Origin of the sequence: Paraburkholderia sp., assembly GCF_035656215.1 — a bacterium.
Classification (GTDB): domain Bacteria; phylum Pseudomonadota; class Gammaproteobacteria; order Burkholderiales; family Burkholderiaceae; genus Paraburkholderia.
In genome coordinates, this window is the sequence record NZ_DASRSY010000318.1 from 12,544 (window position 1) to 32,454 (window position 19,911).

At 61.5% G+C, this 19,911-nt stretch carries 25 protein-coding genes; 13 read left to right on the top strand and 12 right to left on the bottom strand.

Going from position 1 to position 19,911, the window contains the following annotated elements:
- Window positions 1-25: 25 nt before the first annotated feature.
- Window positions 26-376 (bottom strand): DOPA 4,5-dioxygenase family protein, encoded by a 351-nt coding sequence (locus VFE81_RS17975; protein WP_325045881.1) that lies wholly within the window; start codon window positions 374-376, stop codon window positions 26-28.
- Window positions 377-422: 46 nt separating this feature from the next.
- Window positions 423-896 carry a GNAT family N-acetyltransferase gene (locus VFE81_RS17980; protein ID WP_325045882.1) on the bottom strand — a complete coding sequence of 158 codons (474 nt, stop codon included), beginning with the start codon at window positions 894-896 and terminating at the stop codon, window positions 423-425.
- Between the two features lie 342 nt (window positions 897-1,238).
- Here VFE81_RS17980 and VFE81_RS17985 point away from each other — a divergent pair, with 342 nt between their 5' ends.
- Entirely contained in the window at window positions 1,239-1,511 is a 273-nt protein-coding gene (locus tag VFE81_RS17985) for a DUF1488 domain-containing protein (protein ID WP_325045883.1), read from the top strand.
- 796 nt (window positions 1,512-2,307) lie between these two features.
- Window positions 2,308-2,781 carry a hypothetical protein gene (locus VFE81_RS17990; protein WP_325045884.1) on the top strand — a complete coding sequence of 158 codons (474 nt, stop codon included), beginning with the start codon at window positions 2,308-2,310 and terminating at the stop codon, window positions 2,779-2,781.
- A 104-nt stretch (window positions 2,782-2,885) separates the two neighbouring features.
- Here the strand turns inward: VFE81_RS17990 and VFE81_RS17995 are convergent, their stop codons facing one another.
- The gene (locus tag VFE81_RS17995; RefSeq protein WP_325045885.1) at window positions 2,886-3,779 is read right to left on the bottom strand and encodes a glutamate/aspartate ABC transporter substrate-binding protein; all 894 of its coding nucleotides are present in this window, start codon (window positions 3,777-3,779) and stop codon (window positions 2,886-2,888) included.
- Between the two features lie 264 nt (window positions 3,780-4,043).
- Here VFE81_RS17995 and VFE81_RS18000 point away from each other — a divergent pair, with 264 nt between their 5' ends.
- Window positions 4,044-4,325: a hypothetical protein gene (locus VFE81_RS18000; RefSeq protein WP_325045886.1), complete on the top strand. Its 282-nt coding sequence runs from the start codon at window positions 4,044-4,046 to the stop codon at window positions 4,323-4,325.
- A 99-nt stretch (window positions 4,326-4,424) separates the two neighbouring features.
- On the opposite strand, the gene trpS is transcribed toward VFE81_RS18000, so the two are convergent.
- Together trpS and VFE81_RS18010 are read right to left on the bottom strand one after the other, a co-directional pair.
- A complete protein-coding gene (trpS, locus tag VFE81_RS18005; protein WP_325045887.1) occupies window positions 4,425-5,453 on the bottom strand; it encodes a tryptophan--tRNA ligase in 1,029 nt (342 codons plus the stop codon).
- Window positions 5,454-5,792: 339 nt separating this feature from the next.
- A complete protein-coding gene (locus VFE81_RS18010) occupies window positions 5,793-5,948 on the bottom strand; it encodes a glycine zipper 2TM domain-containing protein (RefSeq protein ID WP_325045930.1) in 156 nt (51 codons plus the stop codon).
- Window positions 5,949-6,211: 263 nt separating this feature from the next.
- On the opposite strand from VFE81_RS18010, the gene VFE81_RS18015 reads away from it, so the two are divergent.
- From VFE81_RS18015 to VFE81_RS18035, 5 genes are all read left to right on the top strand, one after another.
- Window positions 6,212-6,565: a YciI family protein gene (locus tag VFE81_RS18015; RefSeq protein WP_325045888.1), complete on the top strand. Its 354-nt coding sequence runs from the start codon at window positions 6,212-6,214 to the stop codon at window positions 6,563-6,565.
- 151 nt (window positions 6,566-6,716) lie between these two features.
- A complete protein-coding gene (locus tag VFE81_RS18020) occupies window positions 6,717-7,130 on the top strand; it encodes a YciI family protein (RefSeq protein ID WP_325045889.1) in 414 nt (137 codons plus the stop codon).
- A 61-nt stretch (window positions 7,131-7,191) separates the two neighbouring features.
- Window positions 7,192-7,719 (top strand): SRPBCC family protein, encoded by a 528-nt coding sequence (locus tag VFE81_RS18025; protein ID WP_325045890.1) that lies wholly within the window; start codon window positions 7,192-7,194, stop codon window positions 7,717-7,719.
- Between the two features lie 84 nt (window positions 7,720-7,803).
- A complete protein-coding gene (locus tag VFE81_RS18030; protein WP_325045891.1) occupies window positions 7,804-8,211 on the top strand; it encodes a VOC family protein in 408 nt (135 codons plus the stop codon).
- A gap of 4 nt (window positions 8,212-8,215) precedes the next feature.
- Complete coding sequence (locus VFE81_RS18035; protein WP_325045892.1) at window positions 8,216-9,493, top strand: RNA polymerase sigma factor; 1,278 nt, start codon at window positions 8,216-8,218, stop codon at window positions 9,491-9,493.
- A gap of 39 nt (window positions 9,494-9,532) precedes the next feature.
- Here the strand turns inward: VFE81_RS18035 and VFE81_RS18040 are convergent, their stop codons facing one another.
- The 3 genes from VFE81_RS18040 to VFE81_RS18050 all read right to left on the bottom strand — a co-directional run bounded on the left by VFE81_RS18040 (window position 9,533) and on the right by VFE81_RS18050 (window position 12,216).
- A complete protein-coding gene (locus tag VFE81_RS18040) occupies window positions 9,533-10,222 on the bottom strand; it encodes a class I SAM-dependent methyltransferase (protein ID WP_325045893.1) in 690 nt (229 codons plus the stop codon).
- Between the two features lie 222 nt (window positions 10,223-10,444).
- Window positions 10,445-11,023 carry a DUF4337 domain-containing protein gene (locus VFE81_RS18045; RefSeq protein ID WP_325045894.1) on the bottom strand — a complete coding sequence of 193 codons (579 nt, stop codon included), beginning with the start codon at window positions 11,021-11,023 and terminating at the stop codon, window positions 10,445-10,447.
- Between the two features lie 248 nt (window positions 11,024-11,271).
- Entirely contained in the window at window positions 11,272-12,216 is a 945-nt protein-coding gene (locus VFE81_RS18050) for an AEC family transporter (RefSeq protein WP_325045895.1), read from the bottom strand.
- A gap of 125 nt (window positions 12,217-12,341) precedes the next feature.
- On the opposite strand from VFE81_RS18050, the gene VFE81_RS18055 reads away from it, so the two are divergent.
- Window positions 12,342-13,208: a LysR family transcriptional regulator gene (locus VFE81_RS18055; protein WP_325045896.1), complete on the top strand. Its 867-nt coding sequence runs from the start codon at window positions 12,342-12,344 to the stop codon at window positions 13,206-13,208.
- 158 nt (window positions 13,209-13,366) lie between these two features.
- A complete protein-coding gene (locus VFE81_RS18060) occupies window positions 13,367-13,903 on the top strand; it encodes a GNAT family N-acetyltransferase (RefSeq protein WP_325045897.1) in 537 nt (178 codons plus the stop codon).
- Between the two features lie 135 nt (window positions 13,904-14,038).
- Here VFE81_RS18060 and VFE81_RS18065 read toward each other — a convergent pair whose 3' ends face one another.
- Window positions 14,039-14,779 (bottom strand): GNAT family protein, encoded by a 741-nt coding sequence (locus tag VFE81_RS18065; RefSeq protein ID WP_325045898.1) that lies wholly within the window; start codon window positions 14,777-14,779, stop codon window positions 14,039-14,041.
- A 108-nt stretch (window positions 14,780-14,887) separates the two neighbouring features.
- Between VFE81_RS18065 and VFE81_RS18070 the strand changes: the two genes are divergently transcribed.
- Window positions 14,888-16,411 (top strand): PLP-dependent aminotransferase family protein, encoded by a 1,524-nt coding sequence (locus tag VFE81_RS18070; RefSeq protein WP_325045899.1) that lies wholly within the window; start codon window positions 14,888-14,890, stop codon window positions 16,409-16,411.
- Between the two features lie 224 nt (window positions 16,412-16,635).
- Window positions 16,636-16,968, top strand: coding sequence for a hypothetical protein (locus VFE81_RS18075; RefSeq protein ID WP_325045900.1), 333 nt, complete (start codon window positions 16,636-16,638; stop codon window positions 16,966-16,968).
- A 197-nt stretch (window positions 16,969-17,165) separates the two neighbouring features.
- Here VFE81_RS18075 and VFE81_RS18080 read toward each other — a convergent pair whose 3' ends face one another.
- Together VFE81_RS18080 and VFE81_RS18085 are read right to left on the bottom strand one after the other, a co-directional pair.
- Window positions 17,166-17,972, bottom strand: coding sequence for an aminoglycoside phosphotransferase family protein (locus VFE81_RS18080; protein ID WP_325045901.1), 807 nt, complete (start codon window positions 17,970-17,972; stop codon window positions 17,166-17,168).
- A gap of 4 nt (window positions 17,973-17,976) precedes the next feature.
- Window positions 17,977-18,633 carry an aspartate/glutamate racemase family protein gene (locus tag VFE81_RS18085; RefSeq protein ID WP_325045902.1) on the bottom strand — a complete coding sequence of 219 codons (657 nt, stop codon included), beginning with the start codon at window positions 18,631-18,633 and terminating at the stop codon, window positions 17,977-17,979.
- Window positions 18,634-18,758: 125 nt separating this feature from the next.
- On the opposite strand from VFE81_RS18085, the gene VFE81_RS18090 reads away from it, so the two are divergent.
- Window positions 18,759-19,343 (top strand): flavin reductase family protein, encoded by a 585-nt coding sequence (locus tag VFE81_RS18090; protein ID WP_325045903.1) that lies wholly within the window; start codon window positions 18,759-18,761, stop codon window positions 19,341-19,343.
- A gap of 68 nt (window positions 19,344-19,411) precedes the next feature.
- On the opposite strand, the gene VFE81_RS18095 is transcribed toward VFE81_RS18090, so the two are convergent.
- Complete coding sequence (locus VFE81_RS18095; RefSeq protein ID WP_325045904.1) at window positions 19,412-19,897, bottom strand: GNAT family N-acetyltransferase; 486 nt, start codon at window positions 19,895-19,897, stop codon at window positions 19,412-19,414.
- Window positions 19,898-19,911: the final 14 nt, after the last annotated feature.

A 19,911-nucleotide genomic window follows, 5' to 3' on the forward strand; every position in this document is an offset into this window, starting at 1 on the left:
GGCACGCGCCGCCTGCCAGTACGGGTCAATTCAAGGCGCTCAGCACCAGCTCGTGCGAATGGCCGATCCACACCGCTGCATCGCGATGGTCGCGCAAGGCATCACCGGTATTCGGATGGAGAAAAATATCAAGTGCGCCGTGATTCAGCGTGAGCCAGCCGACGAGATTGGCGAATTGCTCCTGCGTGAATGCGAGCTGATACGACCACATCGGATGCGGTCCGACGGGACGCTCGTGGAAGCGGCCCATTTGCAGCTTGCCGTTCCAGTGTGCTTCGATTTGCTCGCGAAAGGACCACGCGGTGTCGCGGCTGCCCGAATCGAAATAAACGTGAGCGTGCCAGCTTTCGATAGCTGAGGTGTCGCGAAAGGTCATAACAGGGTCCATTGCGCGTCGCTTTGTATCAGTCGTTATCAGACATTCATTCTGCTTGAGTTTCCGCCGACGCGCTCGGCGCGCGTCTCATGTGAAACTGTATTTCATCTTCGCCGACGGTCTCGAAGCCGAGGCGTTCGTACAGGCGCCTTGCGGGATTGCCTTTGAGCACCTTGAGCGTAACCGGCAACGCGTCGGCGTGCGCGGCCAGCAAGACCGTCCGCAGTGCCCGCTCGCCGATGCCGCGCCCTTGATGCGCCGGCGCGATCTGCAATTGCACGACGACCCATTCGTTCTCAGTACGATGCGCTTTCAGCAAACCGGCCGGCGCGCCGTCGATACAAATCACCTGTGCCGCGTCGTAACGGTGCAGCAGACGCGCGCGATGCCCGGCATCGTCAATGGGTTCGCCGGCACGCGTCAGATGCTCCGTCATGGTGGCCTTGCGCAATTCGAACAGAAAAAGCTCGTCCGCCGCTAACGCCGGACGCAGGGTGAGGGAAGGTGCTTGAGCAGACATGCTGGTAACGTTTCCAGTGCACGGGTGGCTAGTAAGAATTATCGTGAATTGTCGCGGCTGCAGCGCTTTTTTACCACGCGCTCATGTGATGGTCTCTCGACTTCATTGCTCGACGCACGCGTGAGTGCTGTTTGCTGAAGCTCTGCTTCGCCACGAAAAAGCGCACCGTTACGCTTGCCGCTTCAAGCGCAGTCGATGTTTGCGAATCACTGGCCGCGGCGCGTATCGGGTTTGCGTGACCGTCGCGACGTTTGGCGAGGCACGTGATGTATTTATTGGCATGCGGTTTGCTTTTGCCTCATCCGCCGATCGAGCGGCTCAACGAATTTTGCGAGGTGGGCTATGGAAATTATCGAGCTTGAACCTAGCGTCTCGCCAGACGGACGCGCGGTGATTTTCCAGCTTTCGACGCGAGGAAGAGACCTCGAGTGCGCCGTCACGCGTGAGGCGTTGGAACAGCACTTCTGGTTGCAGCGCGGTGCGGGCGAGGAGCGCGTACTGAAGACGTTCGCGGATGGACGCAAACGTATTACCGCGGTGGCCGAAAGAAAAATGCTGGCGCGCCCGGGCGAAAAAGTGCTGCTGACGATTAGCGATTTTGTTGCGCGGGGTTGATTGCTTTGCGCAACCCTGCGGCGCGATGGCTTTGCCACCGGCCTGTACAAGCCGCCTTCACGTCTGACGAAATCGCCACGCTGCACCGATTCAGCGAACTGGCCTGCCAATTCCCCTCCTTTCGCGCAATTGCATTCGGGCGCGCTCACATAAACTGTTTTCCATGGAGCGACAAGTCACCGAGCCCATCGACGCGGTCTTCCCCCGCGTTGTTTTGAACCGTACCGTTGATGGCAGTTTGCCGCGGTTGTCCGACGTGGCAGGGCAGTAAAGCAGTAGGAAGTCGAAGCAATGCAATAGCGCGCAATCAAAGCAACCATGCGTGCGAATCAGCAGGGGGTTGCAGCGAGGTGAGGTTGAATACGAGGGACCGAGCTGTAACGCAGTTGCAGTTCAGGTAGCAACAGCTTTGTTAGTTAGTTTGTGATGGTTATAAGGCCGGCAAGCATCCACGCGCCTGCACGGCTCTTCCATCCTGTCCGGCCCTGTTCCCTCGCGGGAACAGGGTTTTTTTTCGTCAGTACAATAAATGTGACTTGTATTTAGCCGGTCCGAACTTATATGGCAACGTTGCGTGTCGGGTGCGTCGCAGCGGAAAATCCGCTCGGGCGCGGCGAGATGTCACGCAATCGAGACTTTGGCTTGTTTAAGTCTGTCTTAATAGTTGCTTGCCATGATGGTTACACAGACTCACGTTAAGGGTCTGTCAAGCCGCCGGCGCATCGGCGGCGTTTGCCACCGGAGAGCACAGCATTCGGTGGCAAAGCCGAGAGTTAGCGAAGGAGATTGAATCGATATGTCCAGTAAATCGCGAGTCCGCAAGCACACCCAGCCGGCCATGTCCCCGCTGTTGCGGGCGCTGACCTTTAGCCGCACCGCCCACGAGCCGGTCACCGCGGCGATGCTCCTGCAGTGCTACACCGCCCTCGATGCATTCCGGCGCGGCCGGGGCTCGCGGGATTTGCACCTGACCCTGAGCCGGCATTTGCTGGTATCGCAAGAGCTGGCGCGTCTTGGTCTTGGCGAGGATGTTCTTGCCGATATCGAAAGCGCCCATGCGGCAATGGTGCAGCTCGACGCACGTGAGCATCACGACGGCGCGTGGATTCTCGATGACAGCGAATATGCCCGGCTTCGCACGGGGCTGGCGATTCTGGATGGGCAGCTGTCTGTCGCATCGTTGAGCGAGATCGCGAACGCGGAAGCGAAGATGATCGAGGGGCTGATGAGATCCACCCACACGCAAGCGATCGTCGAAGCAGTGGTTTAAAACCCGCGTCTGGTTTCTATTTCGGGAACGCTCAAACTTACGCGAGCACGCTGAAACGAAAAACGCCCCACATGGGGCGTTTTTCTATTTCAACGTTCATCTCCTCAATCGAAAGCCTTGTCGTTCGGTGACGCATAGAGCTTGTGCATTTCGTCGCTCATCGGGAAATCGAAGTTGATGTTTTTCGGGGGCACCGGCTTCATGAACCACTTGTCGTACATGGTTTTGATCTCGCCGCTCTTCATTACGCCAGTCATTGCGTCGTCGACCAGCTTCTTGAACTCGGGGTCGTTCTTGCGAAGCATGAAACCGTACGCTTCCGAGGACTGAGGCGTCCCCACGATAACCCAGTCGGCCGGCTTGGCGGTCAGCGAACGTGCGCCGGCAAGCAGAACGTCGTCCATCATGTAGGCGACGGCGCGTCCCGTTTCGAGCGTGACACGGCCTTCGCCGTAGTCTTTCGCGCTGATGATCTGCATGTTCATCTTCTTCTCCTCATTCATCTTTCTGAGGAGGCGTTCAGACGTCGTGCCCTGATTGGTCACCACGGTTTTCCCAGCGAGATCGGAGAAATCCTTGATGCCGGAGTCTTTGCGCGTAAGGAGGCGTGTCGTGGCAACAAAGAACGTATCGGAAAACGCGACCTGATTTTGCCGCGAAGTCAGGTTGGTCGTGACGCCGCATTCAAGGTCGACGGTTCCGTTCTGAACCAGCGGAATACGGTTCTGCGAGGTGACAGGAATGAAGCGGACGCGTAGGTCTGGGTGTCCCGTCTTTGCCTTGACCGCGTCGATAATCTTGTTGCACAAGTCCTGGGAGAACCCAATGACCTGGTTATTGGCATCGACATAGGAGAACGGCACAGACGTCTCCCTGTGCCCGATTGCAATCAGGTTCACGCTCTGAACCTTCGCCAAGGTCGGTTGTGCATCCTGGGCCGAGACGGCTTGCGAAAAAATCGCAAAAGCTGCGAGAGCCAGTAGCGACGCGTATTTCATGACAATCTCCTATCGGTTTCGGCAGAACTATAGGTCGAATCGACGCCCGGCCTGATACATATGTTGCCATAACAAAATTAACAACAACATATGTTAACTACCAATGCGAGACTTCAGCCGCCCGCGGCGAGTGGGCAGTCGGCATCGCTAACCGGCCGAACCGCATCTCTTTGGCGCCCGCGCGCTGCCTCTCTGGCACTGTCAAAGACCTGCGCTAAACTCCAGGAACATTCGGCGACGACGACTTATAAGGAGGTCGATGTCATGGAACCCTCTGATTTCCTCGCAGCCACTCGACAACTGGCCGCCGCCGCCGAGCTTCTAGCTAAGGCTGGCCCCCAGGACCGCCGGTTCGATGCGTTCGAAATGCTCGCGTTCTTTCGCCGATACGACCAGGTTGGCTTGGGTTTGGAGATGGTTGTGGTGTCCAACGACGAGCTATTCGCTCTGACTGCGCAGGCTGCGCTTACCATGGCAGGACGTAACGAATTTCTGGCGTCCCACGCGCTTCTTGAGCAGGCCCGGTCGCTTTTAGCCGCTACGTGAAAGTCGCTGTGGCACGCGGTGATGAGCAGCGCCACCGAAATGGGATGCGACGTTCACATCACGCGCAAGGGGAACTGAGCGACGAAGACTCTCGGTCGCTCAGTTCTGGAAGTAATTCAACCCGAGCGCACCTTTCACCTCTGACACCGTCGTACCGGCTACTTCCCGCGCGCGCATGGTCCCGCGGCGCAAAACATTCAGCACCTCCGCGCGGTCAGTTGCCAACTCGCGGCGGCGCTCCCGAATGGGTGCGAGCATCGCCTGCAGACGTTCGTTGAGCGCGCGCTTGACCACGCTGTCGCCAAGACCGCCACGACGGTAGTGCGCTTTGAGTTCGTCGACCATTGGTACGTCCGGCTCGAACGCGTCGAGGAAGGCGAACACAACATTGCCTTCAACTTGCCCTGGGTCGCTGACGCGCAGATGGTTAGGGTCGGTGTACATGTTGTTTACGGCCTTGGTGATTTCGTCCGGGCTCGCGCCCAGCGTGATAGCGTTACCCAGTGACTTGCTCATCTTGGCTTTGCCATCGATGCCCGGCAGCCGCGCCACGTGTGAGAGCACCGCTTCGCATTCCACCAGCACCTGCTTGTCGACCGTGTTGTTGAAACGGCGCACCAGTTCATTGGTTTGTTCAATCATCGGCAACTGGTCGTCACCAACAGGCACGCGGGTCGCCTTGAACGCAGTGATGTCAGCGGCCTGGCTGACCGGATACGTCAGGAAGCCGGCGGGGATATCCCGCTCGAAACCGCGAAGCACGATTTCCGCCTTGATGGTCGGGTTGCGTTCGAGGCGCGCGACCGTCACAAGGTTGAGCAGATACTGCGACAGTTCCGCCAGCTCCGGCACCTGCGACTGGATAAAGATGGTCGATTTCGCCGGGTCGATGCCGACCGCGAGATAGTCGAGCGCCACCTCGATGACGTTTTCAGTGACTTTCTGGTGCTGGCCGACGTTGTCGGTCATGGCCTGCGCATCGGCAAGCAGGAGGAATTGCTGCGCTTCGTGCTGGAGTTGCACGCGCGAGCGCAACGAGCCGATGTAGTGACCCAGGTGAAGCGGGCCGGTGGTGCGGTCACCGGTGAGGATGACAGGTTGTTTTTCAGATCTGGATGCGTGCGACATGGTTAAATATCCGTGTTTGCAACACCACCAGTCTAATCGTTGTACTTCGTAATATCGTAGTATGCGGTCCCATTGCGCCCACCACTCAACTGCACGATCGATGCATGAATTTCCCCGATGCTCGGTTTATATGATGCGTGTGTTATGCCGGCAGACTATGCCATGAGCCTGGGCTCGGTTTGCCGCGCAGTATTGCCGGATTGAACCCGGATTATCTACCGCGATTAATCGATAAACGGCAAATTCATGACGAGCTTTAGCGCGCCCGGAGAATACTTTAAAGCGGCGGTTTCGTGTCGCGTGTTAGGAAGCAGTTCAGCGCTTCCGTTATTTGCCCAACTACTTGCCCAACTCGTGTCCGATGATCCCGCCCGCTACCGCGCCGCCGACCGTGCCGACCGCACTGTGATTGGTCGCCTCGTTGCCGATCACGCCACCTGCCGCCGCACCGCCAAGCGTGCACCCGTTTGTGAATGTCAGTAGCGTCAATAACATGGCGATGATGCCCAAGCCAGATCGATTTCCCATGATGTCACCTCGGATGCGTGTCGATACAAGCGGGTCAGCAATCCACATGCCACGCTTGTATTACGAGTGTCCGTAGGGCCTGCGCTCCGTTGGCGCCGGGGCGGTGAAACGGGTTTGCTGGACTCATCTGCGCTTGCTAGACTGCCTTTCGCTACCTAACTGTAAGCGCGTTTTTGCCGTCGTACGCCCGCCTGGCGTTCACGTCCACGGCGCGATAAATCGGAGACGTCATGTCGTACATGCTGCTTATCGTCGAACCCCCGAATCAGCGCATCGAACGCGGCGAGCAGGCCGGGCGCGAAGTCTACGACCAGATGGTGCGTTTCGCCGCCGATCTCAAGGAGCGCGACAAGCTGGTCGCGGTCGAATCGCTGACCTCCTCCAGTGACGCCGTGCGCGTGCAGGTGCGCGACGGAAAGCCCAAACTGCTCGACGGCCCGTTCGCTGAAGCCAAGGAAATGATCGGCGGTTTCTTCCTGCTCAATTGTGAAAGCCAGGAAGAAGCGGTGGCGATCGCGCAAGCCTGCCCGGCGGCCACGTGGTGCACCGTCGAAGTCCGCAAGCTCGGGCCTTGTTTCATGTAAGCGGGTTCGCCCATTCGCGGCTATTTTTCTAGGGTTTTCCCTAGATCGACGACAAATATGTCGATCCACTCGCGTATCGCTCGTCGTGTGAGTAAGGAGCAAACAGAGAATGGCTCGCTACTTACCACACACCACCCAAGGAGCGATCGCGATGCGATTCATGATCATAGTGAAGGCGACTGCCGTCAGCGAAGCCGGCGGCCCGCCGGACGATGCGCTGATGGCTGCGATGGGCGCCTACCACGAAGAACTGGCCAAGGCCGGCGTGCTACTCGACGCAACCGGCTTGCAACCGAGTTCGAAAGGCTGGCGCATCCATTACAGCGGTGGCAAGCGCACGGTGCTAGACGGTCCGTTCGCGGAAACCAGGGAACTGGTCGCCGGCTACACGGTGATTCAGGTTCGCTCCCGCGAAGAAGCCATGGAATGGGCGCGGCGGTTTCCGTCACCGTTCGGCGAGCAGGCCGAAGGCGAAATCGAAGTGCGGCAACTGTACGAACTCGAGGACTTCGAGCCGAGCCCGGAACTGGACCGTTTTCATAAACTGGACGCGGCCAAACATTGATCCTGACGCCGATCTGATTGCCGAACGAGGCGTCGATCCGGCTACATCGAAAGGACTCGTCATGCTCAAGACCATTCTGATTACCGTCGTCGCGGCGGTAGCGCTGCTGCTCATCTATGCGGCGACGCGACCCGACAACTTTCGCATTGAACGCAGCGTGCGCATCGAGGCGCCGCCTGAGCGGATCTACGCGTTGATCGACGACATGCATCAATTCAACCGCTGGAATCCGTTCCTGCGCAAAGATCCCGCGACGCAAGGCACCTATAGCGGTACGTCAAGCGGCAAGGGCGCGCGTTATGCATGGCAAAGCGAAAAGATCGGCGTGGGGCAGATGGAGATCGTGGATACGACGGCGCCGTCGAGCGTGACGATGAACCTCGATTTCCTCAAGCCGTTCGAAGCGCATAACATCGCCGAATTCGAGTTGAAGCCCGAGGCGGGCGCGACGCAAGTTACGTGGGCGATGCATGGGCCGGCGCCGTTTCTGTCGAAGCTGATACAGGTGTTCGTCAGCATGGACAAGATGGTCGGCAAGGATTTCGAAGACGGCCTGAGCAATCTGAAAACGCTTGCCGAGGCGAGCTGAACACGCTGCATCGCTGCCTGGGCGGCGCACTGCAACGCAATGCGCTGCCCCAGCAAGCACACAACTGGATCAATGGATTTCATCATGCATAAGCAGATCTACGTCAACCTCGCCGTCGACAATCTCGGACGGTCGAAGGAATTCTTCAGCACGATCGGTTTCAGCTTCGAGCCGCAATTCACCAACGAGCAGGCCGCCTGTCTGGTCCTCGGCGAGAACCTCTTCGCGATGCTGCTGGTCAAGGACCTGTTCAAATCCTTCACGCGCAAGTCGCTTTGCAATCCGAAGGAAAGTACCGAGGCGCTGTTGGGCCTGTCGTGCGAGAGCCGGGGCGAGGTGGATGCGCTGGTCGCGAAGGCGCTCGCCGCCGGCGGCACGGTGCCGCGCGCGCCGCAGGATTACGGCTTCATGTATGGGCACGGCTTCGAAGATATCGACGGACACATCTGGGAGTTGATCTACATGGACCCGAACGCCAAGGCAGCGGGCTAATCCAGTGACAACACCGGCCACCCATCGTGCCATCGAGGCAGTCTGGCGGATCGAATCCGCCAAGGTCATCGCCCACGTCGCACGGATTGTGCGCGACGTGGGGCTCGCCGAAGAGCTGGCGCAGGACGCGCTGGTGTCGGCGCTGGAACATTGGCCGGACGCGGGCGTACCCGACAATCCGGGAGCGTGGCTGATGGCGACCGCGAAGAACCGCGCCCTCGACCGCTTGCGGCAGGAAGCGCTCCATGCCCGCAAGCGCGAGGAGCTGGGCCACGATCTCGACGCACAGGAGGCGCACCTCGTGCCGGATTTCGTCGATACCCTCGATGCCGCGCGTGCCGACGATATCGGCGACGACCTGCTGCGGCTGGTGTTCACGGCGTGCCATCCGGTGCTGTCCACCGACGCACGCGTCGCGCTGACGCTGCGCCTGCTCGGTGGCCTCACCACGGACGAAATCGCGCGTGCGTTCCTCGTGCCCGAGCCGACGATCGCGCAGCGCATCGTGCGGGCCAAGCGCACGCTGTCGGCGGCCAAGGTGCCGTTCGAGGTGCCGCAAGCGGATGCGCGTGCGCCGCGGCTCGCGTCGGTGCTTCAGGTGATCTATCTGATTTTCAACGAAGGCTATTCGGCCACGGGCGGCGACGACTGGATGCGTCCGGCCTTGTGCGAGGAAGCGCTGCGGCTTGGGCGTGTGCTGAGCGGGCTCGTGCCTGACGAAAGCGAAGTGCATGGCCTCGTCGCGTTGATGGAAATCCAGGCGTCGCGCACGTACGCGCGCACGGATGCCGAAGGCAGGCCGGTGCTGCTGCTCGATCAGGACCGCAGCCACTGGGACCCGTTGCTGATCCGCCGCGGGCTGGCCGCGCTCGGCACCTCGCATGCGTTGGGCGGCGCGAGCGGCCCGTATGCATTGCAGGCGGCGCTGGCCGCGTGTCATGCGCGCGCCCGTCGCGCTGAAGAGACTGACTGGGCGCAGATCGTCGCGTTGTACGACGCGCTGGCGCAGGTGGCGCCTTCACCGGTGGTCGAGCTGAACCGGGCGGTGGCGGTCGGCATGGCGTTCGGACCGGCTGCCGGTCTGGAAATCGTCGACGCGCTAGCAGCCGATGCCGCGCTCGCCAACTATCACTGGTTGCCGAGCGTGCGCGGCGATCTGCTGGAGAAACTCGGCCGCGTGGAAGAGGCGCGCGCCGAATTTGAACGCGCGGCCGCCATGACGCGCAACGCGCGCGAGCGTGAGCTATTGCTCGAACGTGCTGCTCGCGGTATCGCGCATTGAGGGGCACTGCGCATCGCGTCTGAGCGGTTTAGCGCCGCCTCAGCCGGCGCGGGCCCGCAGCAGATAAAACTCGCGTGCGCCGAATTCTTGCGGCGGATCGAGCAACGGCTCGACGTAACGCGTGATACCTACGTGGTCGAAGCCGGCGGCAATGCAGGCGGCTTCCAGTGCGGCGGCATTGTCGACGGTGAAGCCGTATTTGGCGAACGGCATCTCCGCGGCGGCCTCGGGTGTGACGGCCGCGATCACCAGCACGCCGCCCGCGCGCAACACGCGACGCGTCTCCTTCAGCGCGGCGATCAGGCCTGGCCAGAAATACGTCGTGTTGATCGCAATGGCTTTGTCGAATAGGCCGGCTGCGAAGGGCAAGGACATGACGTCGGCGGTTTCGAGCCACACGCGGCCATCGCGGACGAAGGCCGCGTTGCGGCGGCGCGCCTCGGCGATCATGGTCGGCGATAGATCGATGCCGGTGTAGCGGAGCCCTGCCGCCTGATCCAATACCGATGCGATATGGCCGCCGTTGCCCAAACCAATTTCAAGAATCCGCTCGTTCGCGTGCAGGTCGAGCAAATCGAAAGACGCGTCGATGATAGCCAGGTTGGTGCGCTCGAGCATGTCGCCGACTGCCACGCCGATCTCGCCTGACGGGCAGCCGAGTTGCGGAAGCAGAACACTTTCGTCGAGATTGGCGACGAAGTCACCTGCAGCATCCGGGGATGCATTCATGTTGAGTCCTCCATGACAGGTTGCGCCAGATGCAACGGCGCGGATGCGCGACGTGAGGTCGCGACATCCTTAATTAATGTCATGAAAGTTGGACTGCTGAGCATCCAATCCGCGCGTCTTTGACCTATCGCAAAGTGACGTGTGTAGGGTTTTAGGATCGAAGTAGAGCTTGTGAGCGGCAAGAGACTTGCGGGCTCAGCTGACGCACACCCAGCGCGACGATCAAGTCGAAAAGAACGCCACAGCCGCAGTAACCACGCCCGCGGCCGCAATACCGAACGAGAGATTGCGCAGCCATTTCTTGCGGGTCAGCAACGTGATCGCGGACAGGGCGATCGCGACCTGAATCAAAGTCGTGGCCTGTGCCCAGCGATGATGGCCGTGCAGCAGCGCTTCACTTTTAGCGTCGTTGTCCACGACGTCCTTTTCGATCGCTTCAGCCTTCGCGCGGATCGGCTCTTTCTGCTGCTTGTATTTGTCGACGTCGGCGAGGAACTTCGCGTGTGCATCGGCATTGCCGAGCGACAGCGCCGCGCCGAGTTCCGCCAGATTTTCCTTCTCACCCTTGGCCTGGTAGTAGTTCCATTGATTCGATGCTTCGGTCTTCTTGATGGCGGCTTCGTTCTTGTAGTACAGCGCCAGATTTTCGCTGTTGCCGCTCTGGTAGGCGCACAGTGCGCCGATCGTCGCGAGGATCGCCGTCATCACGGCCATGCGGCTCGCAAAGGGATCGGCGTCGTGGTGGCCGGCGTGTTCAACTGCATGGTCGTGCGGACCATGCACTTCATATTCTTCAGACATCTGATTCTCCGAGCGAAGCTTTTCGTGTGATCTTTCGGGCGGCACGCATGATGACGACACATGCGCGGGCAGCGTCGCTTACGCGGCGCGCCGGCCCAGCGGGCTCAATCTTAGCGTGAGGTGCCCGGTGATGGAAAAGGTATCGCGCGAGGAGACGTCAATGAAAGACGTCAATGAATGCCGGCGACGCCGGTTCAGGTGCGCGCAACTGCGCTCAGGGCGTTTAGGGGCACAGCGCCCCGGTCCGCTTACGTGCGATGCCCCATCACCAGCAGCAGTAACGACAGGGTCGCGACCGAGCCCACCGTCGACAGCAAAATCGTGCGTGACGTGATGTGCGCTTCACGCTCGTAGAACTCGGCAAGCATGAACGGGCCGGTGCCAGTGGGCAGTGCGGCCAGGACAACGGCCATCTCGACCAGCGCGGGCGAGAGCCCGAACACGCGCGCCGCGAGCCACCAGGTCAGCGCCGGTTGGACCAGTAGCTTGACGCCGGTCAGCAGCAACGAGATGCCGCGCGCGCCGGTTTCGGATGGACGCTTTTCCGCAAGGAACAAGCCGAGGCTCACCAGTGCGCAGGGACTGGCGGCGCCGCTCAACAACTTCAGAAAGGTCTCCGCACTTTGCGGCAACGCGACGTGGAAGCTCGCGAACAACACACCTGCAATCGGCGACACGATCAGCGGATTGCGCGCCAGCGAGCCCAGCACTTTCAACCCCAGCTTGTGCGGCGTGCGTTCGGTCTGCAAGCCGACTTCGATCAGCACGATGGCAAGCGCAAAAAGCACGCACGCGACGAGGATCGTGGCGATCGTCGTCGGCGTCAGACTAGCTGAGCCAAACGCGATCACGCCGAGCGGAAAACCGATGTAGCCGGTGTTCGGATACGAGGCCGCAATTGCGTCGACGCTCGCGTCGGCCAGATGCCGGCCGCTCATCATGCGCATGATGAGAATCGGCAGAAATACGCCGATGCACCCGATCGAGAACGCCGCGACGAAGGCCGGCTGATAGAGCTGTTGCCATGTGGCGTGCGCCATCGTGTCGAACAGCAGCGCTGGCAGCGCCAGCCAGACCACGAAGCGGTTTAGCTCGGACGCGCTGTTCGGTCCGAGCACGCCGCGCCGGCGGCATGCAAAGCCCGCGAAAATCAGGCCGAACACGGGAAGCAGAATTTCAAGAGTGGCTAACATCGGTACAAAAAGGCGTGGGCGGACAGAGCGATGCGCCAGCGTAGTGGCTTGCGTTGATACAATCCAATACTGTTTTTCGCCTCCAACAATACCTTTTTTGCATCGTTATTCAGACTGAGGGCGTCGTGATCGACATCAAGCCGCTACGCTACTTCGTGACACTCGCCGAGATGCGCCATTTTGGCCGGGCGGCGGCACGCCTGAATCTGTCGCAACCGCCGTTGAGCCGGCAACTGGCGGCACTGGAGGCGAGCCTGGGTGTGACGCTGCTCGAACGCAGTCCGCGCAGTGTCACGCTGACCGCGGCAGGCGAGCGTTTTTACGTCGATGCGAAGGCGATCCTTGCGTCGGTGGAGCAGGCGGTCAGTAACGCGCAAGCCGCGGCGCACGGCGATGCCGGCAAACTCACTATCGGCTTCACGATGTGCGCCGCGTACAACGTTGTGCCAGGCTATGCGCGCGTTTTCGGCGTCGCGTTTCCCGAGGTCGCATTGAATCTGCGCGAGGTCGTCTCGAACGATCTGGCCGCGCAGGTGCTGGCCGGCCAGATCGACGCGGCGATCATGTTTCCGAACGTGCCCGACAAGCGCATCGCGACGCGGACGATCCTCCGCGAACCGCTGTGCGTTGCGTTGTCGCGCAGCCATCCGCGAGCACGCGCGCGGCGGTTGAAGATCGCGCAACTGGCGGGCGAGCCGTTCGTGCTGGCTTCCGAGGAAGTCGCCCCCACTTTGCGCGCGACTATCCTCGAGCATTGCCGCTCGGGCGGCTTCGAACCGGATATCCGCTTTGAAGTGCAGTTGCAGCAGACCGTGCTCAGTCTCGTCGATGAAGGCGTGGGGGTGGCGCTGGTGCCGGCCTCGATGCGCAAGGCGCAACTTGCGGGTGTGGTGTTCCGGCCGCTGGTCGACGCGCCGCTGATCGAGCAGGTGCTGGCGTGGTCGCCGACGAATCGCAATCCGTGTCTGGCGCGGTTTCTTGAGCTGGCGTGAGGGGCTGAGGCTTTGATTGACGGGGCAGCGCGAGCACTCCCGGGATTTTGGTGGCGAACCTGGCGCGCAAAAAATCTGCGATCATCCCAGGCACTCTTCACTGCCTCTCTTTAACGCCTCTCAACCCCAAAGCGTTCGCGCCAACCATCAGCCCGCCTATGCCCACCCGCCCCACGCTCCTCACCACCGACCGCCTGATCATGCGGCCGCATACGCGCGACGATTTCCTCGAGAGCTATGCGATGTGGTCCGATCCCGAGGTGATCCACTACATCGGCGGCAAGCCGTTCACGCGCGAAGAAGTCTGGGCGCGCCTGCTGCGCTACGCCGGACATTGGGCGATGCTGGGATACGGCTACTGGGTGGTACGGGAAAAGGACAGCGGCCGCTTCCTCGGCGAAGTCGGCTTTGCCGACTACCACCGCGAGATCGAACCTTCGTTGATGGATACGCCTGAAATCGGCTGGGCACTCGACCCCGCCGTGCACAACCGCGGCTACGCGACCGAAGCGGTGCGCGCCGCACTCGCTTGGGCCGATGCGCATTGGCCGGACGGTGACACCGCCTGCATCATCGCGCCGGAAAACCAGCCGTCGCTGAATGTCGCGCATAAGTGCGGTTACCGCGAACAGCTTCGCACGACATACAAAGGCAAACCGACTATTGTGCTGCGGCGAGCAGCAAGCATCGCCTGATTCGTCGCGAGGCACGTCAGCTGAAGTCGCGTTAGTCTCCACAGTCTCGTCAGCACGCAAAACCTCGGAATTGTCGGGCCAGTTGCAAGCCGGCCCTCTAGCCGGCCTGCAACCGGCCCGCGAACACCGGCTACCTTATTGACCGCCTTCGCTCGCCGCAGCCCGCTGCTGTGCGATCAGATCGACCAGCCGCTCAACCTGCTTGCCCTGCGCATCGAAGTTGCCGGCATCGAGCCAGCGCACATAGCTCGGACGCAGCGCGGGCCATTCGCTCTCGATAATCGAAAACCATGCGGTATCGCGATTGCGTTCGTGATACACGATCGCCTGCCGGAAGATCCCTTCGAAGGTAAAGCCATAGCGCAACGCCGCCGTGCGCGACGGTCCGTTCAGCGAATCGCATTTCCATTCGAAGCGACGATAGCCGAGGTCGTAGAACACGTGGTTCATCAGCAGGAACATCGCCTCGGTAGCGATGCGCGTGCGTTTCAGGCGCGGCGAATAGGTGACGTGTCCGACTTCGATCACGCCGTTCGCGCGGTCGATGCGCATCAGCGCGAGCGTGCCGACTGCCTTGCCGGTCGCCAGATCGATCACTGTGTGATGCAGCGGATCAGGCGATGCGGCCATGCGCGTCAGATGCTCGCGATATGCGGCGAGGCTCTCGAACGGCCCGACATTCAGGTAGGTCCAGTCGCGGCCGTCAGGCGCGGAGCTGTAGGCCTCGTACAGGTCGGCCGCATGGCGTTCGACGTCCACCGGTTCGATCCGGCAATAGCTGCCCACCAGCGGCTCGCGGCCGGGCGCCCGGGCGCCTTTCCAGCCCGGGACGGGCGCGCCGATCGGCTGCTCGAATGCGTTGCGTCTGGGTTCCATGCCTGCTCTCCTGTTAGTCGTAGATGATCGTCGCTTATGGAGAACAATACGGCAAACGTGGTATGTTAAAAAGATCCACGGGAATAGTATTTGATAGGTCCAGCCGAGATGATCGAGATCATTGGCCCGCTTACCCACCCGGCCGCCGCAACCGCCGCCGGCAATGGCGAAAAGTCCGCGCCGCTGCAAAAACAACTGATCGAGCGTTTGCAGCAGGCGATTCTCGCGGGGCGTTTGCCAGCGGGGTCGCTGCTGCCTTCGTCGCGCTTGCTGGCGGCGGAGATGGGCGTGTCACGCAACACGGTAGTGATCGCTTACGAGCATCTGGCCGCGGTCGGCTATGTGGTGGCCGACAAACAGGGCACGCGTGTGAGCCCGCTCTCCAGTCCCGCCGCACGGGGCGAACCGCAGACGCCGTCGGCCGCGCGGGAGGTCGCCTACGCGGCACGCGTCGAACAATTCGCGGCGACGCGCACCCACGCCGACAACACCTTGCCGCTGACACCGGGCACGCCCGCGCTGGACCGCTTTCCGCTGGCGGCCTGGCGGCGCGCGCTAGAACGTTCGATGGAGCGCGCGTTGCCCCTCGCGCTTGGCTACGGTTCACCGGCAGGTGAACCGGCGCTGCGCGACGCGATTGCCGCGCATCTGCGGATGGCGCGCGGCGTACGCTGCGAGGGTTCGCAGGTGGTGATCACCGAAGGCGCGCAGGAAGCGTTGAACCTGTGCGTCCGGCTGTTCACCAATCCGGGCGACATCGCGTGGATTGAAGATCCGGGCTATCGCGGCGCGAAGGCCGCGTTCAATCTCGGCGATCTGACCATAGTGCCGATGCCGGTCGATCCCGAGGGCATCGCCGTACCGCCCGGCGCGTGGCAGACACATACGCCGAAGCTGATCTATACCTCCCCCGCGCATCAGTATCCGACCGGTTCGGTGTTGTCGGTGGCGCGCCGCCTGGAGCTGATCGCGCAGGCGCGCCGCTGCGGCGCGTGGCTGATCGAAGACGACTACGACGGTGAATTCCGTCATACCGGCGAGCCGATTGCCAGCATGCAGGGGCTGGTCGAGGATGCGCCGGTGTTGTACGTCGGCTCATTCAGCAAAACGATGTTTCCGGCGTTGCGCATCGGTTTCGTAGTGCTGCCGCGTGCAATCGCCGCGCACACGGCTGTTGCCTTGCAGGAAATGCTGCGCGGCGGGCATCGGCTGGAGCAGTTGGCGCTGGCGCATTTCATCGACAGCGGCGAATTCGGGCGGCATCTGGGCCGCATGCGGCGTTTGTATCGCGAGCGCCAGCAGGCGTTGCGCGATGGGCTCACCGCGCATTTCGCGCCGTCGCAGATTCTGGGCGGCAATTGCGGCCTGCATCTGACGCTTCGCCTGCCGCCGCACATTTCCGATCGGACCCTCGCCGAACGCGCGCTCACCAGGCGGCTGAACCCGCGTGCGCTATCGGGTTTTGCGTTGCAGCAGCGTGAAGAAGCGAACGGCTTGGTGATCGGCTACGGCAGCACGCCAGCCGAACAACTGACGCTCGCTGTTGGCGTATTGGCCGAACTGGTGCGCGAGATAGCGTGCGAGTCGGGCAGCGGGTCGGTAAGCCTGGCGACCGCCAGACACGCCGTGTAAGTTTTTACGTTTGTCCGCGTGACCCATGTCGCGCTATCGTGTCGTTTATGCGCGGCGATTTGGAAGTACGCAACGTCGACGAATTGCCCGCAGGTCATGCCCAGCGCGCGGCCGTGCAACATCGCGTGAGATGCGGCGGCCGCCTGCCGCGCCGCTACCGGGCTCGGGCATGAAGAATGCCTTTGTTGTGGTTACCAATGACGATCTATCCGACCGGAGACGACATGAAGGAAATCGAACCGACTGCGTGGTTTGAGCTTGCCGCGCACACGCCCGCCCGTGAAGGCTGGTACGAGGTGCAGTTGACGAGCGGGGACACGGCATTTGCGAAGTACGGCGACGGGATATGGACCGAGAAACCGTTGCTAGTCTTCACACACTGGCGTGGCCTGTCCGCCGACCCAGCGAAAGCTGCCGAAGGCGAGACCGAATCGATCGCCGCGGAGGCCACCGCGGCTCAGGGCGTGCGCGCCGCATGGAACGCATTTTTCCCAGGACTCGGCGAGGAACAGCATAAACCGCTGGACGCCATACCGAACGGTAAAGCCCCGCATTGACTGACGGAATGCATGGCGGTGGCTTACCGGCTGCCGCCTGATGGGCTCTGCATGCACCGGCAAGGATCGAGAAGGGATCGAGGCGAAGGCAAGGAAAAAAGCGGCTGTATTCGACTGCGGTTTAGCGGCTGCGTCCGGCCAGGATCGTTTCGTCTTCAGTTCCCCGTAGCCAATTTCCCGCGGTCACTTTCCCGCAATCACTTCCGCCTCAGCGCTTCGGCCGCCATTCTGCCGACGTCTATGTCGATGTCCGGCGTCTCGCCCGTTTCGAGAATCCACGCCGCGGACAAACCCGACCACGCGAGAATCCATTGCAGCAAACGGCGTCTGTCGAGTCCGGCGATCTGCGCCACCCGTTCGACGCGACGCTCGAACCGTCCCGGCACCAGCGCGGACGCCTGGTCGGGATTGCAAAAGATGTTCGCGTAGTCGAAACCGCGTTCGCCGTACAGACCTTTCGGGTCGATCACCAGCCATCCACGCGCGCCGAAATCGAGTACGTTGCCGTGATGAATATCGCCGTGCAGCACGACCGGGTCTTGCGATGCCGCGAGCAGTGCTTGTGCTGCTGCGGCACTCTCGGCAAACCAGCCGCCGTATCGCTCCGCTGCGGGCCAGAGACTCTGGAACCAGCGCGACAAGCCGATCAGTTCTGGCAGCGGTTTGTTTCGCGATGCGTGGAGTCGTGCAGCGGCGGCGCAGAGGATGTCGATAGCGTAGTCATCAGCGTTGTTGTCGCCCGTGCGGGCCTGGTCTACTAGCGAGTGATTGCTTTGGGCGCGCTCCAGCAGCAGGGCGTCGGCATCATGGGCGAGCACGCGGGCCGCGCCGTCGCCGTCCCACCACACCATCAACTGCGCGCCGAATTTCTCTTCGGGTTCCCGCGCAACTTTCAGCATCGCGGCGACGCCATGCTGGCGCACCGGCAACAGACGGCTGCTATGCGTGCGAATCGGCTCGCCATCCGGCAGCAAATTCCACTTGACGATGTATTCGGCGAACATGGCTTCAGACTGCGAGCCTGGCCGCCTGGACTGCGGCGGCGAGGGCGATGGCCGGTGGGGTCAGCGGTCTCGCCGCGCCTGTGACCAACAGGGCCGCGCCGGCCATCGATGTTTGTGCAAACACCACGACGTCCGCGCCGTTTTCGTAGGCCGCATCCGCGGCGGCGGCGATCAGGGACAGATAGCCCGCCGTGTCGTCGGCTTTGAAACGTTTCCAAGCGCCGCTAACCAACTGAACCCCGACCTCCGCGGCGGTACGCGCGGCGGCTTGAGCGAACAAGTTGGTGGTCGGGATGAGTGTCGTGGATACGGTACATAGCACGACAACCTTGCCGCCGCCTTCTACCGCGCGCTGAGCCAACGCGGCGTCGGCACGCAAAACGGGCACCGGTGCCGCTTGCGCGGCAAGGGCGTCGTCGATAGATGGGCCGAGCGTCGAACAATTGAGCAACACAGCGTCTGCGTTGTCCTTCAGCGCGAGGAGCACCTCGCGGGTTTGCGCTGCGATCGCATCGGTCAAGCCGCCGGCCTGTTCAGCAGCAGCGAGCAAGTCAGCCCGGACCACATGGGTCAATTCGAGCACCTCGAATTCCGCGGCACGAGCGGCTGCTTCGAACAAGGCGATATTGCTGTCAGCGGTATGCAGGCAGACGATGCGCACAATCTCTCCAGCGGTTTGCGGTGGTCTTGCATTCTCGCCCAAAAACGGCGCGCAAGTGTGCGCCTCACTCGTTTTGCGTGTCCCCGCTACAATCTGCCTGATCCATTCGAAGCGGAAAAGCACGTATGAAAATCACACGAGAACCTGTGGCGTTGTCGCGGGCGACGCAGTTACTGAATCATGGCCCCGTCACGATCATCACCAGCGCGCATGGCGGCCGTTCGAACGTGATGGCGGCATCGTGGGCGATGCCGCTCGATTTCACCCCGCCGAAAGTCGTCGTGGTAGTGGACAGCCGCACCCTCACGCGGCAACTGATCGAAGCGAGCGGCGTGTTCGGACTGCAACTGCCGAGCCGCGGGTTCGCTGCGCAGACGCTGGCGGTGGGCTCGAACGCAGGCGCTGAAATCGACAAGTTTTCGGCCTTTGGACTCGAGACGTTCCCTGCACAAGAAATCGATGTGCCGATGCTAGCCGGCTGTATCACGTGGATGGAATGCAAGGTCATTCCGGACGATAGCCAACGGCACGATCTGATCATCGGCGAAGTGGTCGCCGCATATGCGGATAGCCGTGTGTATTCGAACAATCGCTGGCACTTCGGCGACGACCCTGACCTGCGCACGTGCCATTACGTGGCGGGCGGGACGTTCTTCGCCACCGGCGCCGCGTTTGAGGTTGACCCGGTCGTGAACGGGGCGGCAGATTAATGGGTCAGTGATGGCACGCCAGCATTTTGCGAATGCCCGCTATGTTTCTGTTCGAGGGCGAGCGTGTCTCACGCATTGCCGTCGGCAAACGCCGTGAGTGCCTTGCCCGCCAGCCGGTAGCGAACCCATTCGCTTTGCGCGCTCGCGCCGATCGATTCGTAGAAGCCGATTGCCGGCTCGTTCCAGTCGAGTACGCTCCATTCGAAGCGCCCACAGCCTGTTTCGCATGCAATTTGTGCGAGGTGGCGAAGCATCTGTTTGCCCGCGCCACTGCCGCGCGATGTCGGCGATATGTACAGGTCTTCCAGATAAAGCCCCTGTTTGCCGAGCCACGTCGAATAAGAAAAGAAGTAAACGCAGAAGCCGATCGGCTCGCCGTTCATTTCGCAGATCAAAGCCTTCGCGGTGGACGTAGCGGCGAACAGGCTCGTTTCGATGTCGCTAACGGTAGCGACAACTTCACGCTCCGCTTTTTCATACACGGCAAGTTCGGTGATGAAGCGGAGAATCAAGGCGGCGTCGGGCGCGTGGGCGGGGCGGATGTGGATGGTCAAGATGAGGTGCTCGG

What these genes read in the sequence shown, in the direction of transcription:
- VFE81_RS17975 (WP_325045881.1), bottom strand. Translation starts at nt 376, where the DNA reads ATGACCTTTCGCGACACCTCAGCTATCGAAAGCTGGCACGCTCACGTT.
- VFE81_RS17980 (WP_325045882.1), bottom strand. Translation starts at nt 896, where the DNA reads ATGTCTGCTCAAGCACCTTCCCTCACCCTGCGTCCGGCGTTAGCGGCG.
- VFE81_RS17985 (WP_325045883.1), top strand. Translation starts at nt 1,239, where the DNA reads ATGGAAATTATCGAGCTTGAACCTAGCGTCTCGCCAGACGGACGCGCG.
- VFE81_RS17990 (WP_325045884.1), top strand. Translation starts at nt 2,308, where the DNA reads ATGTCCAGTAAATCGCGAGTCCGCAAGCACACCCAGCCGGCCATGTCC.
- VFE81_RS17995 (WP_325045885.1), bottom strand. Translation starts at nt 3,779, where the DNA reads ATGAAATACGCGTCGCTACTGGCTCTCGCAGCTTTTGCGATTTTTTCG.
- VFE81_RS18000 (WP_325045886.1), top strand. Translation starts at nt 4,044, where the DNA reads ATGGAACCCTCTGATTTCCTCGCAGCCACTCGACAACTGGCCGCCGCC.
- trpS (WP_325045887.1), bottom strand. Translation starts at nt 5,453, where the DNA reads ATGTCGCACGCATCCAGATCTGAAAAACAACCTGTCATCCTCACCGGT.
- VFE81_RS18010 (WP_325045930.1), bottom strand. Translation starts at nt 5,948, where the DNA reads ATGTTATTGACGCTACTGACATTCACAAACGGGTGCACGCTTGGCGGT.
- VFE81_RS18015 (WP_325045888.1), top strand. Translation starts at nt 6,212, where the DNA reads ATGTCGTACATGCTGCTTATCGTCGAACCCCCGAATCAGCGCATCGAA.
- VFE81_RS18020 (WP_325045889.1), top strand. Translation starts at nt 6,717, where the DNA reads ATGCGATTCATGATCATAGTGAAGGCGACTGCCGTCAGCGAAGCCGGC.
- VFE81_RS18025 (WP_325045890.1), top strand. Translation starts at nt 7,192, where the DNA reads ATGCTCAAGACCATTCTGATTACCGTCGTCGCGGCGGTAGCGCTGCTG.
- VFE81_RS18030 (WP_325045891.1), top strand. Translation starts at nt 7,804, where the DNA reads ATGCATAAGCAGATCTACGTCAACCTCGCCGTCGACAATCTCGGACGG.
- VFE81_RS18040 (WP_325045893.1), bottom strand. Translation starts at nt 10,222, where the DNA reads ATGAATGCATCCCCGGATGCTGCAGGTGACTTCGTCGCCAATCTCGAC.
- VFE81_RS18045 (WP_325045894.1), bottom strand. Translation starts at nt 11,023, where the DNA reads ATGTCTGAAGAATATGAAGTGCATGGTCCGCACGACCATGCAGTTGAA.
- VFE81_RS18050 (WP_325045895.1), bottom strand. Translation starts at nt 12,216, where the DNA reads ATGTTAGCCACTCTTGAAATTCTGCTTCCCGTGTTCGGCCTGATTTTC.
- VFE81_RS18060 (WP_325045897.1), top strand. Translation starts at nt 13,367, where the DNA reads ATGCCCACCCGCCCCACGCTCCTCACCACCGACCGCCTGATCATGCGG.
- VFE81_RS18065 (WP_325045898.1), bottom strand. Translation starts at nt 14,779, where the DNA reads ATGGAACCCAGACGCAACGCATTCGAGCAGCCGATCGGCGCGCCCGTC.
- VFE81_RS18070 (WP_325045899.1), top strand. Translation starts at nt 14,888, where the DNA reads ATGATCGAGATCATTGGCCCGCTTACCCACCCGGCCGCCGCAACCGCC.
- VFE81_RS18075 (WP_325045900.1), top strand. Translation starts at nt 16,636, where the DNA reads ATGAAGGAAATCGAACCGACTGCGTGGTTTGAGCTTGCCGCGCACACG.
- VFE81_RS18080 (WP_325045901.1), bottom strand. Translation starts at nt 17,972, where the DNA reads ATGTTCGCCGAATACATCGTCAAGTGGAATTTGCTGCCGGATGGCGAG.
- VFE81_RS18090 (WP_325045903.1), top strand. Translation starts at nt 18,759, where the DNA reads ATGAAAATCACACGAGAACCTGTGGCGTTGTCGCGGGCGACGCAGTTA.